This window comes from Alkalihalophilus lindianensis, from assembly GCF_032843265.1.
Lineage (GTDB): Bacteria > Bacillota > Bacilli > Bacillales > Bacillaceae_D > Alkalihalophilus > Alkalihalophilus lindianensis.
This window is the reverse complement of sequence record NZ_JAWJBA010000370.1, coordinates 1-269: the sequence shown is the minus strand read 5'-3', so window position 1 is coordinate 269 and position 269 is coordinate 1. Positions and strand designations below refer to the sequence as shown.

Here is a 269-nt window from a genome sequence, read left to right as displayed (position 1 = left end):
AGTTGAATTATTAAAGGAATCCGTAGGAATTAAAATCACCTATATTCAGTGGTTTACCTATACATTTCCCATTTGGCTGATGATGATCCCGGTGGTTTGGTTTACGTTGTTGAAATGGTTCCCGCTAACGGAAGATGAAAAAAGCTTTCCGCATGTAAAAGAAGAACTTGAACATAAGCTGGAGGAAGTGGGAAAACTAAATATAAAGGAAAAAAAGTGTCTTGCGATTCTGTTGATGATAGTGGCACTTTGGTTTACCGAGCCTTTAC

General features: G+C 37.9%; 1 protein-coding gene. It reads left to right on the top strand.

All coding sequences use genetic code 11. The annotated features are described in order from the left end of the window. A partial coding sequence (locus RYX56_RS22620; protein ID WP_317124159.1) for an anion permease occupies window positions 1-269 on the top strand: 269 nt, incomplete at both ends.